At 70.8% G+C, this 19,039-nt stretch carries 18 protein-coding genes; 5 read left to right on the top strand and 13 right to left on the bottom strand.

Features of this window, described 5'->3' with window-relative positions:
• Positions 1 to 4: 4 nt before the first annotated feature.
• From Prum_RS24395 to Prum_RS24355, 9 genes are all read right to left on the bottom strand, one after another.
• Positions 5 to 439, bottom strand: a complete 435-nt coding sequence (locus Prum_RS24395) for a hypothetical protein (protein ID WP_173078596.1) — start codon at positions 437 to 439, stop codon at positions 5 to 7.
• Positions 436 to 1,032, bottom strand: a complete 597-nt coding sequence (locus tag Prum_RS24390; RefSeq protein ID WP_173078595.1) for an SRPBCC family protein — start codon at positions 1,030 to 1,032, stop codon at positions 436 to 438. Before Prum_RS24390 ends, Prum_RS24395 begins: the two co-directional genes overlap by 4 nt.
• 7 nt (positions 1,033 to 1,039) lie before the next feature.
• Complete coding sequence (gene smpB, locus Prum_RS24385) at positions 1,040 to 1,516, bottom strand: SsrA-binding protein SmpB (protein WP_173078594.1); 477 nt, start codon at positions 1,514 to 1,516, stop codon at positions 1,040 to 1,042.
• A 16-nt stretch (positions 1,517 to 1,532) separates the two neighbouring features.
• Entirely contained in the window at positions 1,533 to 2,780 is a 1,248-nt protein-coding gene (locus tag Prum_RS24380; RefSeq protein WP_246278069.1) for a M23 family metallopeptidase, read from the bottom strand.
• 121 nt (positions 2,781 to 2,901) lie between these two features.
• Positions 2,902 to 3,780 carry a permease-like cell division protein FtsX gene (ftsX, locus tag Prum_RS24375; protein WP_173078593.1) on the bottom strand — a complete coding sequence of 293 codons (879 nt, stop codon included), beginning with the start codon at positions 3,778 to 3,780 and terminating at the stop codon, positions 2,902 to 2,904.
• 34 nt (positions 3,781 to 3,814) lie between these two features.
• Positions 3,815 to 4,495: a cell division ATP-binding protein FtsE gene (ftsE, locus tag Prum_RS24370; RefSeq protein ID WP_173078592.1), complete on the bottom strand. Its 681-nt coding sequence runs from the start codon at positions 4,493 to 4,495 to the stop codon at positions 3,815 to 3,817.
• Positions 4,496 to 4,590: 95 nt separating this feature from the next.
• Positions 4,591 to 5,712, bottom strand: coding sequence for a peptide chain release factor 2 (prfB, locus tag Prum_RS24365; protein WP_173078591.1), 1,122 nt, complete (start codon positions 5,710 to 5,712; stop codon positions 4,591 to 4,593).
• A gap of 63 nt (positions 5,713 to 5,775) precedes the next feature.
• Complete coding sequence (locus tag Prum_RS24360; RefSeq protein ID WP_173078590.1) at positions 5,776 to 6,291, bottom strand: PadR family transcriptional regulator; 516 nt, start codon at positions 6,289 to 6,291, stop codon at positions 5,776 to 5,778.
• Positions 6,292 to 6,424: 133 nt separating this feature from the next.
• Positions 6,425 to 7,807, bottom strand: coding sequence for a serine/threonine-protein kinase (locus Prum_RS24355; protein ID WP_173078589.1), 1,383 nt, complete (start codon positions 7,805 to 7,807; stop codon positions 6,425 to 6,427).
• A 121-nt stretch (positions 7,808 to 7,928) separates the two neighbouring features.
• Here Prum_RS24355 and Prum_RS24350 point away from each other — a divergent pair, with 121 nt between their 5' ends.
• Positions 7,929 to 10,226 (top strand): helicase-associated domain-containing protein, encoded by a 2,298-nt coding sequence (locus Prum_RS24350; RefSeq protein WP_173078588.1) that lies wholly within the window; start codon positions 7,929 to 7,931, stop codon positions 10,224 to 10,226.
• Here Prum_RS24350 and pruA read toward each other — a convergent pair.
• Positions 10,223 to 11,851: an L-glutamate gamma-semialdehyde dehydrogenase gene (gene pruA / locus Prum_RS24345; protein ID WP_173078587.1), complete on the bottom strand. Its 1,629-nt coding sequence runs from the start codon at positions 11,849 to 11,851 to the stop codon at positions 10,223 to 10,225. The two genes, Prum_RS24350 and pruA, sit on opposite strands and share 4 nt — an antisense overlap.
• Positions 11,852 to 11,945: 94 nt before the next feature.
• Here pruA and Prum_RS24340 point away from each other — a divergent pair, with 94 nt between their 5' ends.
• Complete coding sequence (locus tag Prum_RS24340; RefSeq protein ID WP_173078586.1) at positions 11,946 to 12,842, top strand: hypothetical protein; 897 nt, start codon at positions 11,946 to 11,948, stop codon at positions 12,840 to 12,842.
• On the opposite strand, the gene Prum_RS24335 is transcribed toward Prum_RS24340, so the two are convergent.
• Both Prum_RS24335 and Prum_RS24330 read right to left on the bottom strand, forming a co-directional pair.
• Complete coding sequence (locus Prum_RS24335) at positions 12,835 to 13,335, bottom strand: DUF6912 family protein (RefSeq protein ID WP_173078585.1); 501 nt, start codon at positions 13,333 to 13,335, stop codon at positions 12,835 to 12,837. The two genes, Prum_RS24340 and Prum_RS24335, sit on opposite strands and share 8 nt — an antisense overlap.
• Positions 13,336 to 13,363: 28 nt before the next feature.
• Complete coding sequence (locus Prum_RS24330) at positions 13,364 to 13,774, bottom strand: rhodanese-like domain-containing protein (RefSeq protein ID WP_173078584.1); 411 nt, start codon at positions 13,772 to 13,774, stop codon at positions 13,364 to 13,366.
• A 93-nt stretch (positions 13,775 to 13,867) separates the two neighbouring features.
• Between Prum_RS24330 and Prum_RS24325 the strand changes: the two genes are divergently transcribed.
• From Prum_RS24325 to Prum_RS51825, 3 genes are all read left to right on the top strand, one after another.
• Complete coding sequence (locus Prum_RS24325; RefSeq protein ID WP_173078583.1) at positions 13,868 to 14,347, top strand: Lrp/AsnC family transcriptional regulator; 480 nt, start codon at positions 13,868 to 13,870, stop codon at positions 14,345 to 14,347.
• Positions 14,348 to 14,357: 10 nt separating this feature from the next.
• On the top strand, positions 14,358 to 14,558 hold the full coding sequence (locus Prum_RS24320) for a helix-turn-helix domain-containing protein (protein ID WP_173084101.1): 201 nt from the start codon (positions 14,358 to 14,360) through the stop codon (positions 14,556 to 14,558).
• A 578-nt stretch (positions 14,559 to 15,136) separates the two neighbouring features.
• Positions 15,137 to 15,379, top strand: a complete 243-nt coding sequence (locus Prum_RS51825) for an Rv3235 family protein (RefSeq protein WP_246278068.1) — start codon at positions 15,137 to 15,139, stop codon at positions 15,377 to 15,379.
• 782 nt (positions 15,380 to 16,161) lie between these two features.
• Here Prum_RS51825 and secA read toward each other — a convergent pair.
• Positions 16,162 to 19,026 carry a preprotein translocase subunit SecA gene (gene secA, locus Prum_RS24310; protein ID WP_173078582.1) on the bottom strand — a complete coding sequence of 955 codons (2,865 nt, stop codon included), beginning with the start codon at positions 19,024 to 19,026 and terminating at the stop codon, positions 16,162 to 16,164.
• Positions 19,027 to 19,039 lie beyond the last annotated feature (13 nt).

Raw genomic sequence — 19,039 nt, 5'->3', positions numbered from 1 at the left:
GACCTTACAGACCAGCGCAAGGAGTCGTGCCGATGTGGCAGCTCGACGGTTTGGTGGGTGCGAGGGCGTTCAGCTTGACGTCGAAGACCAGCCGGCCGGCGGCGCCGGATCCGGCGAACGTGACCGTCGTGCCGCTCTGGTTCGGGGCCGGGCCGTCGACGCCGGTCACCACGGCGAGCAGCGGCACCGTGATCGTGACCGTCCACGCGTCCCCGCCGTGGTCGACCACGACCTCGCCGCGGTAGGACAGGGCAAGCGCCCCCACCGACACGGTCGAGTAGCGCGCAGTCGGCTCCGCGGCGGTCGTACCCTCGGGCGTGCGTGCGGGCGCGGACGAGGCCGGCGGCGTGGCGGCCGGCCCCGAGGAAGGCGGCGCCGTCTGCGCCCCCGGCGTCCGGCGCGGCGCGGCGCTGACCGGCGCGGACGTCGCCGTCGTCAAGGCCGCCGCTGGCCCGCCCGAATCCCCGTCTGGGCCACCGCGGGTTCGCTGGTCTTCGCGGGCAGGTTCGCCACGAGCGCGCCGACGAGCGCGACCAGCAGCGCGGCCGCCAAGACCGCGAGGAGCTGCCGCCGCCGGTCCGGACCCGCCGGCGCCACCCCGGCCAGGCGCGGGGGTGAGGGCGGGACAACACCATCGAGTACGGCTGGCAGCCGCACTTCGAAGAGCCGCTTGTACGTCGATACGAGCGCCCGCCGCCGGGCACTGCCCCGCAGCCCGAGGAAGCCGGTCTGGGTGACCACCAACCGGCAGCCCGCCGGGGTCGGCGCCAGCTCCCAGATCACCTTCGAGTGCAGCTGCTCGCCCTGCCAGCGCATCGCCAGGCGGCGCGCCGGAATCGCCTCGATCACCTCGCCGTCGACGGCGTTGGGGAGGCCCGGAAGGTCTTCGGGCAGGAGCTGGAACCGGCTCCCCGCTTCCGGCGAAAGGTCGGTGAGCATGAACCACCGGGCGAGCAGCGGCTGCTCGGTGAGCGCCTGCCACACCACGTCCGGCGGGTGGCGCAGGTCGACGTCGAGCCGGATCTCGCTCAACGGACCGTCAGCCCATGCCCTTACGGCGGCGGCCCATCGCCCGGTTGATCTCCCGGTCGGCGTCCCGCTTGGCGAGGTCCTGCCGCTTGTCGTACGCCCTCTTGCCGCGGCCAAGGCCGAGCTCCACTTTGGCCCAGCCGTCGGAGAAGTAGACCGACAGCGGCACCAGGGTGAGCCCGCTCTCCTGTAGCTTGCCGATCAGCCGGTCGATCTCCAGGCGCTTGAGCAGCAGCTTGCGGGTGCGGCGCGGCTCGTGGTTGGTCCAGGTGCCCTGGACGTACTCCGGGATGTGCATGCCGTACAGGTAGAGCTCGCCGCCCTTTTCCTGGGCGAACGCGTCCACCAAGGACGCCCGGCCGGCGCGCAGCGACTTGACCTCGGTGCCGGTCAGCGCCATCCCCGCCTCGTACGTGTCGAGGATGGCGTAGTCGTGCCGCGCCTTGCGATTGGACGCGACTACTTTTCGACCTTTTTCCCTCGGCACCGCGCAATGGTACCGGTCAACACAGGCAGCCCGGCAGCCAATTCAGCGGCTGCACGGGGCTGCCCGAAAGGCGTACCTCGAAGTGCAGGTGGTAGCCGGTCGAGGCGCCGGTGGTGCCGACCCGCCCGATCACCTGACCACGCCGTACGCGCTGGCCGGGCCACACGAGGATCCTCGACTGGTGGGCGTAGCAGGTGCTCAGCCCGCGCCCGCGGTAGCTGCCGTGGCTGATGCAGGTGTAGTTGCCGTATCCGCCGTTCCAGCCGGACCGGATCACCCGCCCGTCGGCGGCGGCGTAGATCGGCTGACCGCCGCCCGCCGCGATGTCGACGCCGGCGTGCAGTTGCCATACGCGGTAGTACGGGTCGTACCGCATGCCGAAGTCGCTGGACTTCCAGCCCTGCACCGGCATCAAGAGCCTGGCGCCGGGGCGCAGCGCCGGGCTGCTGGGGCTCGGCCGGGTCACCTTCTGCCGGTCCTCCCAGGCGCGCAGCTCCGCCTCGATCCGGGCGGCCTCGGCCTTGGCCTCCTCGTACTTGGCGAGGCTGGCGTCGCGCTCCTCCTCGGCGACCGCGAGCGCCTCCGCCCGCTGGCCGGTGAGCGCGGTGACCTCGGCGACCGCCGCCTCGGCCTCGGCCTGGGCGGCCCGCGCGTCGGCGAGCGCCAACTCGGCGGCCAGCCGCGCCGCCTCCGCCCTGCGCTGGGCAAGTCCGGCCTCGTTCTGCGCGTCCTTGGCGGCCCGGCGGGCGGTGGTGAAGCCGTCCAGGGCCTCCTTCTCCGTGCTCATGACCCGCTCGAAGTACCCGAACCGCTCGGCCGCGTCGATCGGCGTGCGCGCATTGATCAACATGTTGAGGCTGACCAGGTCGCTCCCCTTGTAGGCGGACGCGGCGAACCCGCCGACCCGCTCGCGGGCCTCCTCCACCCGGCGGGCCGACTCGCCGTACCGCGTCTGGGCGGTCTTGAGCGCGGCCTCCGCGGCCCGGGCCTGCCGGCGGGCGGTGTTGGCGGCCACCTCCGCGGCGGCCACCTCGCCGCGCGCCAGCGCGGCCCGCTCCTGGGCGGCGGGCAGCGCGGCGTTCGCGGCGGCCAGCCTCCGGGCCGCCTGCTGCGCCCGTGTGGTGGCGCCCTCCATGATCGCGGCCGCGGCCGCGACCTCGGCGTCGATCCGCTTCTTGTCGTCCCGGGGGTCACCCTGCGCCGGAGCCGCCGGCATCAGCAGGAGTACGACGAAAAGGGCAAGCCATGCACCATGGGGTCTCACGGGCAACTCCCCTCATACGTGCCTCATACCGTACTCCCCTCACAATCGTCCCAACAGCACAAAACGGATCGCCGGCCCCAACACGGGACCGGCGATCCGCGGTAACGATGCGTGACGGTAGCTAGACGCGCAGGTAGAAGCGCAGCGTGACCCAGGCGGTGACGGCGCTGACCAGGCTGCCCACGCCGGCCATCAGCGGAAACATGAGGAGCACCTCGCTCCAACCCAGCGGGGTCAGCAGCTCGGTGAGGTCGCGCAGCGAGCCGTCGAGCAGGAACATCTTGCCCACGACGAGCCCGGCGAAGGCGAGGATCGAGCCGATCGTGCCGGCCACCACGGCCTCGAGCACGAACGGCGCCTGGATGAACCAGTTGGACGCGCCGACCAGCTTCATCACGGCGACCTCGCGCCGCTTGCTGTACGCGGCGACCTGGATGGTGTTTCCGACCAGCAGCAGAGCCGCGATGGCCATGACCGTCGCGGCGAGCAGGGCCATGTTCTGCACCGAGCCGAGGATGTTGAAGATCTTGTCGAGCAGCCGTTGCTGGTCGACGATCGTCTCGACGCCCTCGCTGTTCTGGTACTTCTGGTTGATCTCCTGGAACTGCTCCGGGTTCTTCAACCGCACCCGGAAGGACTCGGGCAACTGGTCCGGCTTGACCGCGTTGACCAGGTCAGGCGCGTCGGCGTACATGACCTTGAACTTCTCGTGCGCCTTCGCCTTGTCCTCGTAGATGACCTCGGCGACCAGCGGGTCACCGCGCAGCGCGCTGTCCAGACTGGCGCGCTGTGCGTCGGTGACGTCGTTGTTCAGGAAGATCGCCACTTCGATCTGGTCGTAGTAGAAGTCCTTCATGCTGTTGACCTGGAGGTACATCAGGCCACTGGCGCCCAGCATGGTCAACGACACGGCCATCGTGATGATCATGGCGACCGTCATGGTCACGTTGCGCCACAACCCGACCATGACCTCAGACAGGACGTACTTAGCGCGCTGCATCGGGGGTTCCTTCGCTGGGGGTTAGGTCGGTGGGTCAGCCGTAGACGCCGCGCGCTTGGTCGCGGACGATCCGGCCACTCTCGATCTCAACGACCCGGCGCCGCATCTGGTTGACGATGTTGGAGTCGTGGGTGACCATCACGACCGTGGTGCCGGTCCGGTTGATCCGGTCCAGCAGGCGCATGATCTCGATAGATGTGTCGGGGTCGAGGTTGCCGGTCGGCTCATCCGCCAGCAGGATCAGCGGGCGGTTGACGAAGGCCCGCGCCACCGCCACGCGCTGCTGCTCACCGCCGGAGAGCTCATGCGGGTACCGGTGCTCCTTGCCGCCGAGGCCCACGAGCTCCAGCACCTCGGGGACCACGCGACGGGCGACCGCCTTGGTCTTGCCGATCACCTCGAGCGCGAACGCGACGTTCTCGTACGCGGTCCGGTTGGGCAGCAGGCGGAAGTCCTGGAAGACGCAGCCGATCGAGCGCCGGAAGTGGGGGATCTTCCAGGACCGCATCGTTGTCACGTCCCGGCCGTTGACGACGACCTTCCCCTGGTTGGGGGTGACCTCGTGCAGCAGCAGTTTGATGATCGTGGACTTGCCAGAGCCGGAGGGACCGATGAAGAAGACGAACTCGCCCTTCTCGATCCCGCACGACACCTCGTCCAGGGATGGCCGGGACGCCTTGGGGTACGTCTTCGTGACGTGCTCGAGCTGAATCACGGGTCGAGAGTCTACGCGGTGTAACTAGATAGCCAAGTCCGGCCTGGACGGGTTCGCGCACATTGCCGTAAAAGTGGTCGCACGGCGAATCCCCGTCAGGCCGCCTCGTCGGCGAGCTCCCGGCGCTTGCGCCAGCGGATACCGGCCTCGATGAAGTCGTCGAGATCGCCGTCGAAGACCGAGGCCGGATTGCCCGTCTCCTGCTCTGTACGCAGATCCTTCACCATCTGATACGGATGCAAGACGTACGAACGCATCTGGTCACCCCACGACCCCGCAGCGTCAGTCCGCAGGCCCTCCATCTTGGCCTGCTCCTCCTGGCGCATGCGCTCCAGCAGCCGGGCCTGCAGCACCCGCAGCGCGGACGCCTTGTTCTGCAACTGGGACTTCTCGTTCTGGCAGGTGACCACGATGCCGGTGGGAATGTGTGTGATCCGTACCGCCGAGTCGGTCGTGTTCACGCTCTGTCCACCAGGGCCCGACGAACGGTAGACGTCGACCCGCAGTTCGTTCTCCGGGATGTCGATGTGATCGGTCTGCTCGACGACCGGCAGCACCTCGACCCCGGCGAAGCTCGTCTGCCGGCGCCCCTGGTTGTCGAACGGGCTGATCCGCACCAGCCGGTGCGTGCCCGACTCGACACTCAGCGTGCCGTACGCGTACGGCGCCTTGACGGCGAACGTGGCGGACTTCAGCCCCGCCTCCTCGGCGTACGACGTGTCGTACACCTCGGTCGGGTAGCCGTGCCGCTCCGCCCACCGCAGGTACATCCGGAGCAGCATCTCGGCGAAGTCGGCCGCGTCCACGCCGCCGGCACCGGCGCGGATCGCGACGAGAGCCTCCCGCGAGTCGTACTCGCCGGAGAGCAGGGTGCGGACTTCCATCTCCTCGATGGCCTTGTGCAGCGCGGCCAGCTCCACCCCCACCTCGGCGACCACGCCCGGGTCGTCCTCGGCTTCGGCCAGCTCCAGGAGCACGTGCGCGTCGTCGAGCCGGCGACGCAGGCTTTCCAGCTTGGAGATCTCGCCATTGACGTACGACAGCTTCGAGGTGACCTGCTGCGCGCGGGCCTGGTCGTCCCACAGGTCCGGCGCGGACGCCGCCACCTCCAGCTCGGCCTTGTCCCGGCGCAGCTTCTCAACATCGAGGACGGCCTCGATGCTGCGTAGGGTCGCGTCGAGGGCCTTGAGCTGGTCGGGGAAGTCGGCAGCAGTCACAACGCTTAACGATACGCGCTCAAGGCCCGCGTCGCGGTGAGGGCCGGAGCCGCGACACAGGCCCTAGGCTCCGGGTGCCGCCTTCAGCCACGACAGCGCCGCCTTGTGGTACGCCACGGCGAACTCCAGGGCCGCCGAGCCGTAGTTGTCGCCGTCCTTCTTCGTCTCCTTCGACTGCTCCCGGGCCGCCGCGAGGGCCTGGGTGTGGTACTCGGTCGCGCCGGAGTACAGCTCCTTGAGCTGACCGGCCGAGTGCTGCTCGCCGAACGCCACCCGCAGGGCGACCGGATTGCGCACCGCGTCGCGGCCGGGCGACTCCGCCAGCCACCGGGCGAAGGCCCGCTTGCCGGACGCCGTGATCGCGTACGGCTGGCTGGAGCGCGGCCCCGGCTTGCCGAGCCGGACGAACCCCTGATCCGCCAACGCGGGCAACTCGCGGTAAACCTGGCTACGCGTCATCGACCAGAACGGCCCGAGCCGGCGCTCGGCGGCGGACATCAGCTGACCGCCCGTCATGGGTCCTTCGTGGAGCAGCCCGAGCAGAGCGGCTGCGGTGGGGTTGATTCCTGTTTCTGCCATACCCTCCACGCTGCCACTTTGTCGCCCTCACGTCCAGGATTTCGCGTGATCCGCGAGGCGATCTGCTCCACTGTGCACTGTCCGTGCCCGACAGTCCGGTGAGGACGGGTAGCGAACCGCTCACATCTGGTGATCATCTTACCCGGCGCGGGGTCGGTAGTACGTCCCCGATACCGGGCCACTCGGCCATCTCGGTAGGAAGCTCCATGATGGATGGGGCCACAGTGGAGGGAGTCGCCGTCGGTGCTGGAGTGGTTGCAGGGACTGGCGCGGCGGGTCGCGTACCGCCCGGGGAGCCCCCGCCGGCGAGTAGCAGACCGCCCACAGTGGCCGTCGCCAAGACAATCCCGGCACCAATAGCGGTCGCGATCAGTGCCCCGCGCCGGCCCCGCACGGGGGACGGGGGTACCACCGGTACGGGAACCGGCGCGGGAGTCTGGGTGGGGATGGGATCGGTCATGGCACCCGGCACGGGAAGCGGATCGGTGGTGGCGCCCGGCCACGGGCTCGCGGTGCCGTACGCGGCGCCCAGTTCGATGGACGGGCCGACCCCGGCGACCGGAATGGACACCATCCGGCCGACGTACGCCGACGCGGGCGACACCGGCGCGGCCCGCAGCGGCACCCACGTGACACGCGCCACGGCGGCGGCCGCTCCGGCGGGCCGCGGCCACCACGTGATCTGTTCGGCGCTGAGCGCGGGCAGCGACGGCGCGCCGTCCAGCGCCGGCTCCACGCCACGCAGCCGGGCGCCGACGAGCCGCGCGTCCGGCCGGCGCGCCGGGTCGGCGGCGAGGCACTCCTCGATCACCGGCCAGACGATCGGCGGCAGCCCGGGCGGCGGCACGGCGGCGCACATGCCGTGCCGGCGCAGCACCTGCAGCGGCCCGCCGCCCCGGAACGGGCTGCGACCGCACAGGAGTTCGAACAGGACGATGCCGAGCGCGTACACGTCCGCGGTCGGGGACGGGGCCGCCCCGGCGACCACCTCGGGCGCGGCGTACTCCGGGGTGGCGTGAATGGACGACGGCGGCGGGTCCGCGAGCCGCCACGCCACGCCGAAGTCCACCAGCTTGACCGGGCGCCCGTCGGCGGGGATGACGAGGTTGCCCGGCTTGACGTCGCCGTGCACGATGCCGTGCTCGTGCAGGTACGCCAGCGCGTCCGCCACCTGGGCGACCAGGTTGGCGGCGATCGCGGGCGGCACCGGCCCGTCCCGGCGTACCCGCCGGCGCAGGTCCTCGCCCTCCACGAGGTCCATCACGATGGCCCGTACGCCCGGCCGCTCGACGTACGCCCGGGGCCGCACGATGGACGGGTGCTCGATCCCGGCGAGCAACTCGGCCTCGGCCCGGAACCCCATGACCAGCTCGGGTTGGTCGGCAACCTCCGGACGCAGCAGCTTGACGGCCACCCGCTCCCCGGTGACGGTGTCGACGGCACGCCACACGGCGCCGATCGCGCCGCGCGCGATCTCCCCGTCCAGCCGGTAGCGGCCGTCCAACAGCGCGTCCATGCGATCGACGCTAGGGCCGGCGGGACCCTCGCCGATCCGACCCGACACGGGGTTGGCACGAACCGGGGACTGGCAATCGATCGTCGACTGCGGGAGGGTGAAAACCCGTGACCTCCCCCTGGTGCGATGGCTCGCGTCCCTGCCCGCCGAGGACCTCGCGGCGATCCTGACCCGGCGCCCCGACGTGCTCTCCGGCCCGCCGATGTCCAGCCTGACCGGGCTCGCCGGCCGGCTTCAGGACACCGAGGCGGTCGTGGCGGCGGCCGGCGGGCTGCCGCTGCCCGCGCTGCAGCTCATCGAGGTCATCCAGGCGTTTGGCGGGCCCGAGGTGAGCCTCGACCAGGTCGCCGCGGCGGTGGGGCGCAAGCCGGACGACCCCGAGCTCGCCGCCACCCTCCAGGTGCTGGCCCAGCGCGCCCTGGTCTGGCCGGACGGCGAGGACCTGCGCATGGCGGGTCCGCTGTGGGCGGCGTTCGAGCATCCGCTGCGCCTCGGCCCGCCGGCCCGCCGGCTGCTCGAGGGCGCCCAGGTGAGCGAGCTGCGCGAGATCGCCGGGGCGCTCGGGCTGGCCCGTGGGCGTACCCGGGCGACGGTCGTGGCCGACGTGTGCGGCGCGCTCGCTGACGGCGAACGCGTGCGATCGGTGCTCGCGTCCGCACCGGCCGACGCGCGCGACTTCCTCTCCAAGATCGCTTGGGACGGCCCGTTAGTGATCATGGGGCTCTACGGGCAGCCGTCCACCGGCCCGGTCGCCTGGGCGCTGCGCCACGGCCTGCTCGTGGCCGACGGCTGGCAGCACGCGCTCATGCCCAGCGAGGTGGGCATGGCGCTGCGCGGGCCGGACTGGCGGGCGCCGTTCGAGCCGCAGCCGCCCACCCCGGCGGTGACCGCCGTCGAGCCCGCGTCCGTCCACCGGGAGGCGGCCGCCGCGGCCACCGCCGCGGTCGAGCAGGCGTCCGCGCTGCTGGCCGCCGTCGCGGCCGCGCCCGTCGCGCTGCTGAAGGCCGGCGGCGTGGGCAGCCGCGAGCTGAAGCGGTTGGCCAAGACCGTCGGCTGCGGCGAGCCGGAGGTACGGCTGTGGCTGGAGCTCGCGTACGCGGCCGGCCTGATCGGCATGTCCGAGCTGCGGGCGCTGCCGGCGGACGGGTACGACGCGTGGTGCGCCGCCGACCCGGCCCACCGTCTGGTGCCGCTATTGCGCGCCTGGCTGCACCTGCCGGCCACCCCGCTGGCCACGACCGGCGCCGCGCTGACCCGGGACGCGTTCGGGCTCGCCGCGTACGACCTGCGGCCCGCGCTGCTGCAGACGGCGGCCGACCTGCCGGACGGGCAGGGCGCGACGGGTGACCTCGCGGAGGTGCTGCGCTGGCGGCTGCCGATGCTGGTCGGCTCGCCGGAGGACGACGAGCAGTTCCTGCCCGGGCTGTGGCGGGAGGCGCACCTGGTGGGCGCCGTCGCCCACGGCGCGCTGACCGCGCTCGGCCGGGCCCTGCTGTCGGACGGCGATCTGCCGGCGGCCGCGACGACCCTGCTGCCGCCGGCCGTCGGGGAGGCGGTGTTCCAGAACGACCTCACCGCCCTCGTCCCCGGCACCCCCGCGGCGGCCCTCGCCGAACTGCTCGACGCGGCCGCGGTCCGCGAGTCGAGCGGCGGCGCCACCACGTGGCGGTTCTCCGCGGCGTCGGTGCGGGCCGCCCTGGACGCCGGCCACGCCCCGGACGACCTGCTGGCCGGGCTGCGCGCGGTCGCCGTGGCCGGCGCGCTGCCGCAGGCGCTGGAGTATCTGATCCGGGACGTCGGGCGCCAGCACGGCCAGGTACGGGTCCGCCCGGTCGCCTGCGTGCTGCGCGCGGACGACCCGGCGCTGCTGGCCGAGATCGCCGGCGCGCGGGCGCTGCGGCCACTCGGGCTGAGCGTGCTCGCCCCGACCGTGCTCGCCAGCGCGAAGCCGGTGGCCGAGACGCTCGCCGCCCTGCGCGCCGCCGGCTACGCACCGGCGGGCGAGGACGCGCAGGGGGCCGCCGCGGTCGAGCGGGTGCCCCGCCAGCGGGTCGCCGCGCCACGCCGCGTGGCGGAACCGCGTACCCGAGGATCGGCCGACCCCCTGGAGCTTGCGCGGCGGCTGCTGGCCGCGCCCGTCAGCACGCCGGCCGGCCCGCGACCCACGCCGATCGGCGTCGCGAAGGCGGTGCGCGACTACGCCCCGCAGCTCACCGGCCACGAACGCCTGGTCCTGGTGAACGCGATCAGCGAGGGCACCCCAGTGGAGATCACCTACACGGATTCGGGCGGCTATCCGTCGCAGCGCGTGATCGAGCCGCTCGACCTGGAGGGCCCCAAGCTTTCCGCGTGGTGCCAGCTCCGCGAGGACGAGCGGATGTTCCTACTCCCGCGCATCGTGTCGGTGGCGCTGCCCTAACCCATATGGGGGTACGTGTGATCGGTCGGCGGCACGAACGTCTCCTTGATCGTCCGCGGGGACGTCCAGCGGATCAGGTTGTGCCACGAGCCGGCCTTGTCGTTGGTGCCGCTGGCCCGCGCGCCCCCGAACGGCTGCTGCCCGACCACGGCGCCGGTCGGCTTGTCGTTGACGTAGAAGTTGCCGGCCGCGTACCGCAGCGCCTGCGAGGCCCAGTCGACCACCCGCCGGTCCGTCGCGAAGATCGCCCCGGTCAGGGCGTACGGCGCGGCGCTCTCCGCCTGCTTGACCACGTCTTCGAAGCGCGCGTCGTCGAAGACGTGCACGCTCAGGATCGGCCCGAAGTACTCGGTCGTGAACACCTCGTGCTCCGGGTCGGTGCACTCCACCACGGTCGGGCGGACGAAGTAGCCCTCGCTGTCGTCGGCCGTCCCGCCGGCGATGACGATGCAGGAGTCCGAGTTCTTGATCCGGTCCAGCGCGGCGGCGTGCCGGGCGAACGCCCGGTCGTCGATCACCGCCCCGCCGAAGTTGCCGAAGTCGGTGACGTCGCCGTACGCCAGGGAGTCCGCGGTGGCCGCGAGCCGGTCGCGCAGGCCGGCCTCCCACAGCGACCGCGGCACGTACGACCGCGAGGCGGCCGAGCACTTCTGGCCCTGGAACTCGAACGCGCCGCGGACCAGCGCGGTGACAAGGGCATCCGGGTCCGCGCTGGCATGGGCGATCACGAAGTCCTTGCCGCCGGTCTCGCCCACCAGCCGCGGGTACGACCGGTAGCCGCCGATGTTCTGCCCGACCGTCTGCCAGAGGTGCTGGAAGACCTTGGTGGAGCCGGTGAAGTGGATGCCGGCCAGGTCGGGGTCGGCGAGCGCGACCTCGGACACCGCGATGCCGTCACCGGTCACCATGTTGATGACGCCGGGCGGGAGGCCGGCCACCTCCAGCAGCCGCATCGTGAAGTGGGCCGCGAACTGCTGCGTCGGCGACGGCTTCCACACCACGGTGTTGCCCATCAGCGCGGGCGCGGCCGGCAGGTTACCCGCGATCGCGGTGAAGTTGAACGGCGTGATGGCGTACACGAAGCCTTCGAGCGGGCGGTGGTCGAAGCGGTTCCACACGCCCGGCGACGACACGGGCTGCTCGCCGAGCAGCTTCTGTCCGAAGTGGACATTGAAACGCAGGAAGTCGATGAACTCGCACGCGGCGTCGATCTCGGCCTGGTACACCGTTTTCGACTGGCCGAGCATGGTAGCGCCGTTCAACGTGTCGCGCCACGGCCCGGCGAGCAGATCGGCCGCGCGGAGGAAGATCGCGGCCCGATCGGCGTACGAGAGGCTGCGCCACATCGGTGCGGCTTTCTTCGCGGCCGTCACCGCCGACACAGCATCCGCGTTGGTTGCGTTGTGGGTGACCCCCAGCACGTGCCGGTGCCGATGCGGCTGCACGACCTCGATGGCCGCCCCGCCCGCCATGCGCTGCTGACCGTCGACGGTCATCGTCAGGTCGAGTCGCTCGGCACCCAACTCCGCCAACCGCCGCCGCAGGCTCTCCCGCTCGGCGCTGCCGGGGGCGTAGTTGCGGACCGGTTCGTTGCGTGGCTCGGGTACGGCGAAGACCGCGTCCATCATGGGCTCCTGTCAGGGTCTGGACCTGGTTCCATCCTTACATGTTCCGGGCCGTACGCTGTGAAGTTGTCTTCTGGCCCTGGGAGGCTCCTGGATGACTGAGACTGTTGCCGCGCCGGCCCGGCCGGCCGAGAGTGATACCGCTCCGGGGGCGAGCATCCTGGCGGTGATCGCCCTGGCCTGGCTGGCCGCCATGATGTGGTCCTCGCACGCCGAGATCACGTCCGGCGAGGGCACCCTGGCGATCACGTCCGCGGCGATGGCGCTGCCCACGGTGATCTCGGCGGGACTCGTCGCCGGCGCCGCGGTCAGCCTCGCCGTATCCCAGCTCCTGCGCCGGCTGCGCGGGCCACTGCTGTTCGCCGTGGCCGTCGGCTCCGGCCTGGTCGTCGGTGTCCTGGCCGCCGTCGCGATCGTGTCCAGCTACGGCGGCGGCGAGGCCAGCACGGTCCTGGCCGGCACGCTCGCCGCGGCGGTCACCGCGGGCGGCGCGCTCGCCGGCGTACGGGCCCGCGGCGTGGTCGGGGCGATCGTGACCGCCGGCCTGGTGGTCTTCGCGGTCGAGCAGGTGCTCGACAACTTCAAGCCCACGCTGATGTCGTTCTACGGCGAAGGGGACGACCCGTCCTCGCGGCTGAGCGCCTCCGGCTGGTCCGCGCTGACCATCGCGGTCGTGACCGGCATCGCGGCCGGCGTGGCCGCATACGTCTACCTGCGCCGCGCCGCCCGCCGCACCCCGGACCAGCCGCCGCGCTGGCCCGCCTACGCCATCGCCGGCGCCGGCCCCGGCCTGCTCCTGATCGCGGCCGAGGTGATCATCCGTACGCTGGGCGGCGACGTGCTCGCCCTCGCCGGCTCGGTGAGCGAGGCCGACGCCACGGCCCAGCAGATGATGGACAGCTCGCGGCTCAACAACGCCCTGGTCGTGCTCTTCGTCGGCGCGATCGCCACGATCATCGCGTTCGGCCGTACGCTTCCCCGCGCTAAGTAAGGGTTTCCAGCTCGGAGATGTCGTACCACTCCAGCTCGTGGTCCTCGGCGCTATCCACGGTGAACTGCGCGTCCGGGTCCCCGGCCTGGGCCTCCTCCACCACCTCGGCGGCCGCCGAGACGTCGTCGACCGCGCCCGTACCGTCGATGTGAATCGCGGCCACCGCGGCGAGCTCGACCGGCCGTTGGATGCGCACGGCGCTGGAGCCCAGCTCCTGGTCGTCCCGGGTCACCGCGTTCGAGGGCACGTCGGCCGAGACGACCACCCGCTGGCGGGGCGCGTCTGGATCGTGCCGGAGCATGCGCAGTGCGCCCTGGGCCGCGCGCGTGAACGCCACGTACTCCAGCTCCTCCTCGTCGCCCTCGGCGTACCACTCGCGGAGGGCGGGCGTCACCGCGTGCGCCTCGTCCCCCGCGATCTGGCCCTGAGCGCGCAGGCTGGACAGCATCGGCATCGTCGCCGGCAGGTACACCCGGATGAGCTGCTCTGACACGCTCCCATGTACTACACCCTCTAGTTGATCAGCTCTGCACCGGGGCGGTCAGCGGGTCGGCCGGCCTGGTCACCAGCCCGTCCGCGGTCTCCACCGCAAAGCCCTCGCGGATCCAGTACTCGATCCCGCCGATCATCTCCTTGACCTGGTAGCCCCGGCGGGCCAGCTCCAGCGCGGCCTTGGTGGCCCCGTCGCAGCCCGGCCCCCAGCAGTACGTCACCACCGGCACGTCCCGGTCGAGCAGCCGGGCCGCCTTGATCGGGATCATGCGCCGGGGCAGGTGCACGGCGCCTGGGATGTGGCCCTGCCGCCAGGCGGCCAGGTCGCGGGTGTCGATGAGGACAAAGCCAGGGTCCGGCTTCTCCAGGGCCTCGTGGACGTCCGATACGTCCGTCTGGAAGGCCAGCTTCGCTTCGAACCAGCTCACGGCGTCAGTCATGATCTTTACGGTACGACCCGGGGCTAGGCTTTCTGAGAGGCGTTCCCCGGCGCTGGGCTCCACATGCCGTTGAATCACCGTTATTGTGCTCGGATGACCGCTGAATCACCGGTGCTCGACCAGACCGACTGGCGGATCCTGGAGGCCCTGCAGCGCGACGGCCGGATGAGCTTCGCCGACCTGGCCCGCGCGGTCGCGATGTCGCCGAGCGCGGTCACCGAACGGGTACGCCGGCTGGAAGAGTCCGGCGTGATCGCGGGCTACCGGGCCACCGTCTCGCCGGAGCGGGTGGGCCTGTCGATCCTCGCGTTCGTCCGCCTGCGCTACCCGACCGGTAACTACCGCCCGTTCCACGCGCTGCTCGACTCCACCCCCGAGATCATCGAGGCGCACCACGTGACCGGCGAGGACTGCTTCGTGCTCAAGGTGGTGGCCCGCTCGATGCGCCACCTGGAAGAGGTCAACGGACGGATCAGCGGGCTCGGCGCGGTCACCACCAGCGTCGTCTACTCCAGCCCACTCGCAGGCCGTACGGTGGACTCTCAAGCAGTCGATGGCAAACTGAAGCAGTGAGCCCCGCTTCCTGCTGCTGTCGGACGTCGCGGCCGAGCTGAACGTCACCGACTCGCAGGTCTACCACATGGTGCGCAGCGGCGAGCTGCCCGCAATCAAGATCGGCGGGCGCGGCCAGTGGCGGGTCGAACGGGCCAAGCTAGAGGAGTACATCCAACGCAAGTACACCGAGACAGCAAAATGGGTCCAGACCAACCCGCTAGTCGACTAGCCCACCCTCCGCCCTCTCTTGCGCCCTCTTTGCGCCCTTCGCGCCCTCTTGCGCTCCGTCTTTTGCGCCCTTCGCGCCCTCTTTTGCGTCGATCAAGGGCAAATGGTCGTGCTTTGATCTCCAAACCACGACCGTTTGCCCTTGATCGACGACGAAGTCCTTGATCGACGCGGGTGGGGGTCAGTTTCGCGGCAACCCATTGACGGATGCCGTTTGCATGTCTACAAACTAAAGGCTAACGGAGGCAAACGAAGGCAAACTCAAGATCGAGGTGATTGCATGATCGCCAAAGTCCGCCCGGCCATCCGGCTCCGCCCCGCTCCCGCCCTCGACCCTCCGTACGACGACGAGGCCGCGCCGCCCCAGCCCTGGAGCCTGCAACTGGCCCTCCAACTCGACGGCGGCGTCCGGCGTCGCATGCCCACCCCGGCCGCCCCGCCACCCGCGCCCGTCGCCGCCTCACCCGAAGCCCGCCGGGCGGCACGGCGCTTCCTCGACATGATCCTGGAGATCCTCAACGGCTACCGTCCGGTCAGCCACGTACGCCCCTCGCCGGCCAGGTCGACACCGAGATGGTCGTGGAGCAGGTGTCCGCCTGCCTGGACCGTGCCGACACGCTGCGCCGCGCCCGGCAGCAGGCCAGATCGATCCGCCGGCCAAGCGCGTTCGTGCAGCTCAAGCAGATACGCGTGTGCGAGCCCCGCCCCGGCGTCGCCGAGGTCGCAGCCGCGCTGGCCCTCGCCGAGCGCACCTGGGCGTTGGCCTACCGCCTCGAACGGCGCCGCGGCGCCTGGCTCTGCACCGCCATCCGTCTGGTGTAACCCCAGACCCCAGGGCGCTCACCTGCGAAAGCCAAGCGGCGAGCGCCCTGGCCTCCACCCACCCACCCCCGACGTCGCCTGCCCTGTCGTCCCACCCCACCCCGCCTGCCCGCCCCGCCTGACCCACCCCACCCCGTCGATCAAGGGCATACGGTCGTGGTTTGATCTCTGATCCACGACCGTATGCCCTTGATCGACGCAGAAGTCCTTGATCGACGGCGGCGTGGGCCCCGGGCCGGGCACTTCGTACCAGCAGGCGCCCTGTTGGTCCACCGACGCGAGCAGGGCGAGCAGGGGCGGAATTCCGCGCCGGATGTATCCGACATGACCGACGCGATCCCGGTACGGCAACGAATCTAGATCCACCCGCCTCACGTCCGGCTCGACGCGGAGCGCAACACCCTGCCCGGGTCCGCCGATCAAGGACGCGTCCGCAGGGAACGTGAAGGATCCGTGTCGTCCCAGCGACCCAAATCCTTCACGATGACGCCGTACCTGCGAACTCACACCGGCCCACCCGGAGTGGGATCCCAGGCGCACCCCACACCGCCGCCGTCGATCAAGGACTTCCACGCGGATCAAGGGCAAACGGTCGTGGATCAGAGATCAAAGCACGACCATATGCCCTTGATCGACGAGGCGAGGCCAGGCCAGGCCGCACAGGGCGAGGGGAGGCCGCACGAGGCGAGGCGCAGCCGGGCCAGGCCGCGCGAGGCGGGGACTCACGCGGGGTGAGGCGACGCCCCTCGGGGCCTGGCTGGCGGGTGGACGGAGGCGGAGGGTTAGGCGCCGGCGCCGGGGGCGCCGTGGCAGCGCTTGTACTTCTTGCCGGAACCGCACGGGCACGGGGCGTTGCGCGACGGGCCGGAGCCGCTCGAAGCCTGGCTGGGCGACGGGGACGGCCGTCGCGACCGGGCTGGCGCGGGACCGCCTAGCCCCAGCGCCGGAGCGGTGTCCTGCTCTTGCTCCATGAACACCGCGCCGTCGCCGGCGGCACCGTCGATGGTGGGCGCGGAGTACTGCAGCGGCTGCTGGGGGCGCTGGCGACCGAGGCCCTTGGCCTTGATCTCGATGGTGGCGTCGTCGGGCATCGGCATCGGCGCGGGGCCGCTCGCCGGGGGCGGAGCCGTGGCCGCCTCTTCCACCTGGACTTCCAGGTTGAAGAGGAACCCGACCGTCTCCTCCTTGATGCCGTCCATCATGGTGGCGAACATGGCGAAGCCCTCGCGCTGGTACTCGACCAGCGGGTCGCGCTGGGCGTACGCGCGCAGGCCGACGCCCTCCTGGAGGTAGTCCATCTCGTACAGGTGCTCGCGCCACTTGCGGTCGATCACCTGTAGCAGGACCATGCGCTCCAGTTGGCGCACGGCGTCGGTACCGAGCTCCTCCTCGCGCCGGCCGTACGCCTCGATCGCGTCGTCCTTGAGCCTCGCCATGAGGAAGTCGGCGTCGAGGTTGTTGCGCTCGCCGCCGGCCTCGTCCTCGAGGTCTTCGACGGTCACGCCGACGGGGTAGAGCTGCTTGAGGCTGGACCACAGCTGGTCCATGTCCCAGTCTTCGGCGTATCCCTCGGCGGTCGCGCCACTGACGTACGCCTCGATGACGTCGTTGATCATGTGGTTGACCTGGTCGCTGAGGTCCTCGCCGTCGAGCACGCGCTTGCGCTCGGCGTAGACCACCATGCGCTGCTTGTTGAGCACCTCGTCGTACTTGAGGACGTTCTTGCGGATCTCGGCGTTCTGGCCCTCGATCTGGCCCTGCGCGCTCTTGATCTGCCGGGTGACCATCTTGGACTCGATGGGCACGTCTTCGGGGATGTTGAAGCGCTCCATGACGGCCTCGACCGCCCCGGCCCGGAACCGCTTCATCAGATCGTCCTGAAGGGACAGGTAGAAGCGGGACTCGCCCGGGTCGCCCTGCCGGCCGGAGCGGCCGCGGAGCTGGTTGTCGATCCGGCGGGAGTCGTGCCGCTCGGTGCCGAGGACGTACAGCCCACCGGCCTCGGCGACCTCTTCGGCCTCGGCGTCGCATGCCAGCTTCCACCGCGGCATGATCTCTTCGAGTGCCTTCTGGTAGTCGTCCTCGTGCTCGACCGGGTCGAGGCCGCGCTGGTGCAACTCGTTGGCGGCCAGGTACTCGGGGTTGCCGCCGAGCAGGATGTCCGTACCACGGCCGGCCATGTTGGTGGCCACCGTGACGCCGCCCTTGCGCCCGGCCTGCGCGATGATCTCGGCTTCCTTGGCGTGGAACTTCGCGTTCAGTACGGCGTGCGGGATGCCCCGCCGGCGCAGGAGCTGGGAGAGGATCTCCGAGTTTTCCACCGAGACGGTGCCGACGAGGATCGGCTGGCCGAGGGCGTGCCGCTCGGCGATGTCCTCGACGACGGCGTGGAACTTGGCCTTTTCCGTCTTGTAGATGACGTCGGGCCGGTCGAGGCGGACCATCGGCCGGTGCGTGGGGATGCTGACCACGCCGACGGTGTAGACCTTGTTGAACTCGGCGGCCTCGGTTTGCGCCGTACCGGTCATGCCGGACAGCTTCTCGTACAGCCGGAAGTAGTTCTGCAACGTGATCGTGGCGAGGGTCTGGTTTTCCTGCTTGATCTCGACGTGCTCCTTGGCCTCGATGGCCTGGTGCATGCCCTCGTTGTAGCGGCGGCCGTGCAGGATGCGGCCGGTGAACTCGTCGACGATCAGGACCTCGCCGTCGTTGACGATGTAGTCCTTGTCCCGCTTGTAGAGCTCCTTGGCCTTGATCGCGTTGTTGAGGTAGCCGACGAGCGGGGTGTTGACCGACTCGTACAGGTTGTCGATGCCCAGCCGGTCTTCGACCTTGGCCACGCCGCGCTCGGTGATCGCGACCGTGCGCTTGGCGTAGTCGACCTCGTAGTCGCCCTCGCCGTCCTTGCCCGGCTGCAGTCGGGCCACCACCGCGGAGAACTCGCTGTACCAGCGGGCGGACTGCTCCGCGGGGCCGGAGATGATCAGCGGGGTACGGGCCTCGTCGATCAGGATGGAGTCGACCTCGTCGACGATCGCGAAGTTGTGGCCGCGCTGCACCAGCTCGTCCTTCGACCACGCCATGTTGTCGCGCAGGTAGTCGAAGCCGAACTCGTTGTTGGTGCCGTACGTGATGTCGCACTCGTACGCGGCGCGGTGCTCGGCGGAGGGCCGGTTGGGCATGATCACGCCCACGGACAGGCCCAGGAACCGGTGCACCCGCCCCATCCACTCGGCGTCGCGCTGGGCCAGGTAGTCGTTGACCGTGACGACGTGCACGCCCTTGCCGGACAGCGCGTTGAGGTAGGCCGGCAGGACACAGGTCAGGGTCTTGCCCTCACCGGTCTTCATCTCGGCGATGTTGCCGAAGTGCAGGGCCGCCCCGCCCATCACCTGTACGTCGTAGTGCCGCTGCCCCAGCACCCGCGAAGCCGCCTCCCGGGCGGTGGCGAACGCCTCGGGCAACAGGTCGTCGAGCGATTCGCCGTCCGCGATCCGCTGCCGGTACTGATCGGTCAGCTCCCGCAGCTCCGCGTCGGTCAGGTCGGTGTACTCATCCTCGAGCGAATTGACTGCGTTGGCGACCGCCTTCAGCCGCCGTAGCATGCGGCCCTCGCCGGCGCTAAGGATCTTTTCCAGAATCGACACGGATCAACGCTCC

This window comes from Phytohabitans rumicis (assembly GCF_011764445.1).
In the GTDB taxonomy this organism is placed as follows: Bacteria; Actinomycetota; Actinomycetes; order Mycobacteriales; family Micromonosporaceae; genus Phytohabitans; species Phytohabitans rumicis.
This window is presented reverse-complemented; position numbering and strand designations above follow the sequence as displayed.

Coding starts and splice junctions, on each gene's coding strand:
- ftsX (WP_173078593.1), bottom strand. CDS start 3,780: ATGCAGCGCGCTAAGTACGTCCTGTCTGAGGTCATGGTCGGGTTGTGG.
- Prum_RS24360 (WP_173078590.1), bottom strand. CDS start 6,291: ATGGCAGAAACAGGAATCAACCCCACCGCAGCCGCTCTGCTCGGGCTG.
- Prum_RS24355 (WP_173078589.1), bottom strand. CDS start 7,807: ATGGACGCGCTGTTGGACGGCCGCTACCGGCTGGACGGGGAGATCGCG.
- pruA (WP_173078587.1), bottom strand. CDS start 11,851: ATGGACGCGGTCTTCGCCGTACCCGAGCCACGCAACGAACCGGTCCGC.
- Prum_RS24340 (WP_173078586.1), top strand. CDS start 11,946: ATGACTGAGACTGTTGCCGCGCCGGCCCGGCCGGCCGAGAGTGATACC.
- Prum_RS24330 (WP_173078584.1), bottom strand. CDS start 13,774: ATGACTGACGCCGTGAGCTGGTTCGAAGCGAAGCTGGCCTTCCAGACG.
- Prum_RS24325 (WP_173078583.1), top strand. CDS start 13,868: ATGACCGCTGAATCACCGGTGCTCGACCAGACCGACTGGCGGATCCTG.